General features: G+C 33.0%; 6 protein-coding genes. 5 read left to right on the plus strand and 1 reads right to left on the minus strand.

The annotated features are described in order from the left end of the window. Nucleotides 1-363: 363 nt before the first annotated feature. From prmC to U9R23_07015, 3 genes are all read left to right on the plus strand, one after another. Nucleotides 364-1,248 (plus strand): peptide chain release factor N(5)-glutamine methyltransferase, encoded by an 885-nt coding sequence (prmC, locus tag U9R23_07005; protein MEA3476169.1) that lies wholly within the window; start codon nucleotides 364-366, stop codon nucleotides 1,246-1,248. A 27-nt stretch (nucleotides 1,249-1,275) separates the two neighbouring features. Beyond that, nucleotides 1,276-2,532, plus strand: coding sequence for a UDP-N-acetylglucosamine 1-carboxyvinyltransferase (gene murA, locus U9R23_07010; protein MEA3476170.1), 1,257 nt, complete (start codon nucleotides 1,276-1,278; stop codon nucleotides 2,530-2,532). Between the two features lie 284 nt (nucleotides 2,533-2,816). Next, nucleotides 2,817-3,287, plus strand: a complete 471-nt coding sequence (locus tag U9R23_07015) for a phosphatidylglycerophosphatase A (protein MEA3476171.1) — start codon at nucleotides 2,817-2,819, stop codon at nucleotides 3,285-3,287. Nucleotides 3,288-3,486: 199 nt separating this feature from the next. On the opposite strand, the gene U9R23_07020 is transcribed toward U9R23_07015, so the two are convergent. Then, nucleotides 3,487-3,696, minus strand: coding sequence for a cold-shock protein (locus tag U9R23_07020; GenBank protein MEA3476172.1), 210 nt, complete (start codon nucleotides 3,694-3,696; stop codon nucleotides 3,487-3,489). A 213-nt stretch (nucleotides 3,697-3,909) separates the two neighbouring features. On the opposite strand from U9R23_07020, the gene U9R23_07025 reads away from it, so the two are divergent. Beyond that, on the plus strand, nucleotides 3,910-4,359 hold the full coding sequence (locus U9R23_07025; protein MEA3476173.1) for an OsmC family protein: 450 nt from the start codon (nucleotides 3,910-3,912) through the stop codon (nucleotides 4,357-4,359). Nucleotides 4,360-4,531: 172 nt separating this feature from the next. Continuing rightward, on the plus strand, nucleotides 4,532-4,900 hold the full coding sequence (locus U9R23_07030; protein ID MEA3476174.1) for a phosphoribosylaminoimidazolesuccinocarboxamide synthase: 369 nt from the start codon (nucleotides 4,532-4,534) through the stop codon (nucleotides 4,898-4,900). Nucleotides 4,901-4,931: the final 31 nt, after the last annotated feature.

A 4,931-nucleotide genomic window follows, 5' to 3' on the forward strand; every position in this document is an offset into this window, starting at 1 on the left:
CTGAATATAAAACTTTGACAATAAAATCAAATAAATATTAAATATCAAAAAAATATATGAACCATGTATGTCCCGATACATCGAAACGCACCCGTCTGGGCGCCGAGCCTGAAAGGAGCATGAAAATGGCATTTAACTTAAAAGTTATAATATTCCTATTTCTTCTTTCTTTGTGTTCTTCGTGCCCTTTGTGTTGAATATATTTACATATGAAACCCACATGTCCCGAAAAAATTCGGAACGCAAAGGAGCATGAAAATTTAATCTCACCCTGACCCTCTCCTTAAAAAAGGAGAGGGAATAAGTTCCCTTCTCCTTGAAGGAGAAGGGGTTAGGGGTTGAGGTAAAAAAAGCTATTTTCAGATGAAAATGAAAAAAAACAAAGAAATCTGGACAGTAAAAGATGTTCTTTTATGGACTTCCAATTACTTTAAAAAGAATGAGATTCAATCATCCCAATTAAATGCAGAAATGATAATTGCAAGGGTCTTAAACTGCTCAAGAATGGAATTGTATCTTAATTATGATAAACTCCTGAACCCTAAAGAGAGAGAAGAAATAAGAAATTTGGTAAAAAAAAGAGCAACTCATTACCCTCTTCAATATCTGATAGGTGAAACAGAATTTTATGGATATAAATTTTTTGTTGATGAAGGCGTATTAATTCCCAGACCGGAAACGGAAATCTTAGTTGACGCTGTTATTTCATATATAAAGCAGTCCAACAAAAATAACTGGAATGTCTTAGATATTGGAACAGGAACCGGAATTATACCAATTTCTATAAGTAAATATTTTTCAAATACCCAGAATAAAATACTATTTACTGCTACTGATATTTCTAAAACTGCTTTAGAAAATGCTGAAAAGAATATTGAATTGCATCATATCCAGAATATCCAACTAATCCTATCTGATACATCTAAAGATTTGTCTGGAAAATTTGATATTATTATCTCTAATCCACCTTACATTTCTGAAAAGCAATTTCAAAACCTTCAAAAAGAAGTTAAAAATTTTGAGCCAAAATTAGCTTTGTTTGGTGGAGAAAAAGGTCTTACATATTACCAAAAGATTTTACAAAATGCAGAAAATTTTCTAAACAAAAATGGAAAGATTTTCTTTGAAATAGGAGCAAATCAAAAAGAGGGTATGGAAAAAATCATTCATGAATTTAATTATAAAATCATTGACATAATAAAAGATTATAACGATTTATATCGTGTGCTTGTTCTAGAAAAAAATTAGCAGTCTATAATACCGGATTACAAAGTAATGTATAAATTTAAAATTAGAGGAAACGCAAAAAAACTAAAAGGCATTATATCTATCAGCGGTTCAAAGAATGCTGGATTGCCAATTATGGCAGCAACTCTCCTCGCAGGTGGAAACTACACAATTAAGAATGTCCCGGATATAGTAGACATTAGAACAATGGCAGAACTACTTAGTATTTTGGGTTCAAAGGTAGAATTTAAAAATCACGAACTAAAAATCCATACTGACAGCTGCACCTGCTATGAAGCACCTTATGATTTGGTCAAAAGAATGCGTGCTTCTATCTATGTCTTAGGACCACTTGTTGCAAGATACGGAAAAGCAAAAGTATCATTCCCTGGTGGATGTGCATTGGGAGCCAGACCTATTAACCTGCATTTAGAAGGATTGCAAAAGTTAGGTACAAATATTGAAATTGAGCATGGATATATCAATGCAGATACAAAAAAATTGCACGGTAATGAGATAATTTTTGAAAAGAAAAGTGTTGGCGCAACCGTCAATATTCTGATGGCTTCTGTTCTTGCTGACGGAACAACAATCATAAGAAATGCAGCTTGTGAGCCAGAAATAAATGCTCTTGCAAACTTTTTAATCAAAATGGGGGCTAAAATTGAAGGTATTGGAACAGATTGTCTAACTGTAAATGGAGTTCAGAATTTGCATTCTGCTGATGTATCTCTTATTCCGGACCGCATTGAAACTGGAACATTACTACTTGCCGCAGCAATCACTAAAGGGGAAATTACTGTGAAAAATTGCTGTCCATCTAACCTGGGTATAGTGCTTGAAAAGCTAAGAGAAATCGGCTTCTCTGTTAATGTTAATAATGATTCAATTACAATCTCTGGTAAAGGTAAAAACCCAATAGAAATCTCCACAAATCCATACCCTGCTTTCCCAACTGATTTACAAGCACCTTTTGCCTCTTTACTCTCTACAATAAAAGGTAAAAGCATTATTGATGAAAATATATTCTCAGATAGGTTTATGTATATTAGTGAATTGCAAAGACTGGGTGCAGACATAAAATTAGACAAAAACAGAATTGTTATACATGGTGGAAATCAGCTGACTGGAGCACCATTAATGGCATCTGATATTAGAGCAGCTGCGGCATTGGTTATTGCTGCATTAGCTTCAGAAGGTGAAACTGAAATTTCTCGTGTATACCATCTGGATAGAGGATATGAAAGACTGGAAACTAAACTTGCTCAGCTTGGAGCTGATATAAAAAGAGTTGAAGACAATTAAGCCACGAATTTACACCCGTCCTCTCCATCCTCCGAAGTATAGAACTTCTACGGAGGACGGGCGCAGTCCCGATTAAATCGGGACGGAGGGTGGACGAATTACCACAAATAAGAAATTGGGTTTTGTGAAATATTTTTAATCATTCAATTGTCTGTGAACTTTAAATCATGCTACTGTTTCAGAAAGACTAAGTTTCTTAATATAATAAATCAGCTGATGACTATAATTTATTATTTCATTATAAATATGTAGTAAAAAATTCTTTGTGTCTTAGTGGTAAAAAAATGAGTAAATTCATAAGAAATCTTTTAGTTTCTGTATTATTTATTGGTTACTTTCCAATTGCATCAGGAACACTTGCCAGTGCAGTAACTGCTGTTTTATATTATTTTTTCCTTCCAGAGCTTACAACAACAGAAAATCTCTTACTCATAATTATTATTGTCTTAGTTAGTCTTATATTTGTTCCGATTATAAAAAAAGCAGAAAAGGACCTGGGGCATGACAGCCGTAAAATAGTTATTGATGAAGTTTTTGGTTATTGCATTGCAATCGTTTTCCTTCCACATTCCTTAATGATTGCTATCTATGCTTTTGTTATTTTTAGAGTATTTGATATTGCAAAACCAACTCCAATACATCAAATTCAAGAATTACCACACGGATGGGGAGTTATCGCGGATGATATAATGGCTGGAATTTATACTAATATTATCTTGCAAATATTGGTAATAGTGTTTCCGAGGTTTTTTTGATTATTTTTAATAATCTGTGATTAGTTCAATTTTCATTTCGTTAGAAGAATAAAGGTTTAAAATCTTTAAAAAACTTAACCAAACTTGTAGTAATAAAATTTTAGATAAGACAATATCTTGTAGAACTTTTGGCAATAAAAAACAGTGCGGTGCACAATTGCATGCACACCGCACTTTCAATATACTGTATGTATCCAAGCTATAATTTCACAACATCTTGTGCTTGGGGACCTTTATCCCCTTTTACAACGGTGAAACTTACTTTTTGCCCTTCATCTAAAGCACGATATCCTTCACCTTTAATTGAACTGTAGTGAACAAAAACATCTTCTCCATTATCGCGTTCAATAAAGCCAAAACCTTTTGTAGCATTGAACCATTTGACAGTACCTGTTTCGGTTTTTGCCATTAGACAGAAATCTCCTTTATATTAATACTGTTGGTATAAGACATTCCAAACCGATTTCAGAAGAGTTTCTTCATCTGGATTAGAGTGACTTCCAACAATCGCTAAATTTTAGTATGTTTTTATTATTGTCAAGAGAAATAAAAAAAGATTGAAATTTTTGAAATAAAATTTGACAAAAAAAATTACAAATAGTAATAAAGTTGACTGTAAAATATGAAAGCAAAAGTTAAGTATATTGATAAACTGCAATTTTGTGCTGTTTCAGACTCAAACCATAGCATCATTATTGATGCAGATAAAAATTTAAGTTATGATCAGGGCATAAGACCAAAAGAGCTATTATTGATGGGATTAGCCGGTTGTACAGCTATGGATGTGGCATCTATTTTAAAAAAGATGCATATTAATTTCTCAAATTTTTCAGTTACTGCGGAAGCAAAACTTACAGATGAGCATCCAAAAGTGTTTAGTTCTATAACAATACATTACAAAATCTCTGGCAATGTTGATAAAGATAAATTGGAAAAGGCAATCAAATTATCTCAAGATCGTTATTGTGGTGTCTCTGCGATGTTGAGAAAGACTGCTCCAATATCATATACTTATGAAATGACTAATTGCAAATTTCTAATTTCTAATCCGTCTGGACGCCGCGACCGGTAAAACTTCAAATATCAAATGACAAAAATAAAAGGGTTGATTCTCCAAAAATCCGTCCCCGCGGACACGGGGATGGCGGGATTGGACATTTGGGTTTTGTCATTTTATTTGACATTTGAAATTAGGATTTTGAAATTTCTGTCCCCAATTAAATTGGGGCCAAAAATTTATTCCCATACAAAAGGGTAAAGTGAGGAATATTTACGAGTTTGATGACAATATGCTTGTAGTTGCTTCAGATAGAATTTCTGCATTTGATTATATGCCACCGAATTTTATTCCGGACGGCAAATTACCCTTGATTGATGAAATTCTAACACCTGGATCTTCTCGCTTTTACGATGCTTCAATATATAGAAAAAGAACTCCGCAAGAAAATTACGATAAACAATTTGTTCATGGTTATCTTTCTGACAAAGGTATTGAAAAAATAAATAGCGTTAATCCGAGTTATAAAATTTTCAGCTTTCAGGAAATACTCTTAAAAAAAGAGAAATATCTTGAGGCTTATCAAAAAATAACAGGCAAAGATTCAATACAATGAAAACAATTCTCATTGTGGATGATGAGCAAGA

The sequence above is a fragment of the Candidatus Cloacimonadota bacterium genome, from assembly GCA_034722995.1.
In the GTDB taxonomy this organism is placed as follows: domain Bacteria; phylum Cloacimonadota; class Cloacimonadia; order JGIOTU-2; family JGIOTU-2; genus JAGMCF01.